This window comes from Mesorhizobium sp. M1E.F.Ca.ET.063.01.1.1, assembly GCF_003998155.1.
Taxonomy (GTDB): Bacteria; Pseudomonadota; Alphaproteobacteria; order Rhizobiales; family Rhizobiaceae; genus Mesorhizobium.
The window spans coordinates 1-1,267 of record NZ_RZSC01001155.1; the positions used below are offsets into that span (position 1 = coordinate 1).

Sequence of the window (1,267 nt, forward strand, 5' to 3'; positions counted from 1 at the left end):
ATGCTGGAACAGGAACATGTGCAGGGACAGCATTTCGAAACGGCCGAGCGGCGTATCGGGCACATTCCAGTCGGAATAAAACACGGTTTGCCGCGCCGCCGCCACGATTTGTGCGTAGAGCGCCTCGGTGATGGCGCGGTTGGCGTGACGTTCGCGGCCAAAAAGGCGCTGGAACATTGAGGGTGGTCTCCCGGGGACCTTTTGTTTGATTTGGCCTTGTTGCATCGGCATGCAAGCTGGTTTACCGGTTTTGCGGCCCAGCGCAAGTTGCGGGGATGTGATGGAGAATTGTTGTTGGGTGCGCTGAAATTCAAGTCGTTTCTTACGCCTGTGCCGGCGGGCGTAGCCTCCCTGCTGGTGGCGGTATCCGCGCTTTCGGGCTGCAATTCATCCAAGATGATCGGCGACCTCAGCCCGAGCGAGACGCTGACGCAGGGCTACGTCATCGACCAGGCGGCAATCGACTCGGTGCCGGTCGGCTCGAGCCGCGAGCAGGTGCTTCTGGCGCTGGGCACGCCGTCGACGACGGCAACCTTCGACAACGAGGCCTTCTATTACATATCGCAGACACGCAAGCGCTACGTCGCCTTCGACAAGCCGCATCTGGTGGACCAGAAAGTGCTGGCGGTCTATTTCGGCGCCGACGGCCGCGTCACCCAGATCGCCAATTACGGCATGAAGGACGGCAAGATCTTCGACTTCATCTCGAGGACGACGCCGACCGGCGGCAAGGACCAGAACTTCCTGAGCCAGATCATCAACGGTGCCAGCAAACTGGCCCCCGGCATCCCGGGCGGCGGAGGCGGCGGCACGCCCTGAGTTCGGCTATCCGGCTGACAGCTCAAGACCCGTCGGATCGCTCCGGCGGGTCTTTTTGCTTTCGGTCCCCACGTACAAAAAACCCGCGGGATCGCTCCCGCGGGTTTTGTCCTGAAAGAGAGCGTCCGGCTCAGCCGTGCGCGAGCACAGCAAGGAGCAGCAGCGCCACGATGTTGGTGATCTTGATCGCCGGGTTGACGGCCGGGCCGGCGGTGTCCTTGTAGGGGTCGCCGACGGTGTCGCCCGTGACCGAGGCCTTGTGCGCCTCGGAGCCCTTGAGATGCTTGACACCGCCCTTGTCGGTGAAGCCGTCCTCGAACGATTTCTTGGCGTTGTCCCAGGCGCCGCCACCGGAAGTCATCGAGATGGCGACGAAGAGACCGTTGACGATGACGCCGAGCAGCGAGGCACCGAGCGCGGCGAAGGCCGAGGCCTTCGAGCCCGAGAT

2 protein-coding genes and 1 pseudogene are annotated in these 1,267 nt (G+C 62.7%); 1 reads left to right on the top strand and 2 read right to left on the bottom strand.

The features are described from left to right. Positions 1 to 177: pseudogene (locus tag EOA29_RS43525) on the bottom strand (ubiquinol-cytochrome C chaperone); the annotation flags it as partial. Between the two features lie 117 nt (positions 178 to 294). Here EOA29_RS43525 and EOA29_RS36845 point away from each other — a divergent pair. Continuing rightward, positions 295 to 819 carry an outer membrane protein assembly factor BamE gene (locus EOA29_RS36845; RefSeq protein ID WP_126094223.1) on the top strand — a complete coding sequence of 175 codons (525 nt, stop codon included), beginning with the start codon at positions 295 to 297 and terminating at the stop codon, positions 817 to 819. A gap of 130 nt (positions 820 to 949) precedes the next feature. Here EOA29_RS36845 and EOA29_RS36850 read toward each other — a convergent pair. Continuing rightward, positions 950 to 1,267: sodium/proton-translocating pyrophosphatase (locus tag EOA29_RS36850; protein WP_189479125.1), on the bottom strand; the 318-nt coding region annotated here is incomplete at its 5' end.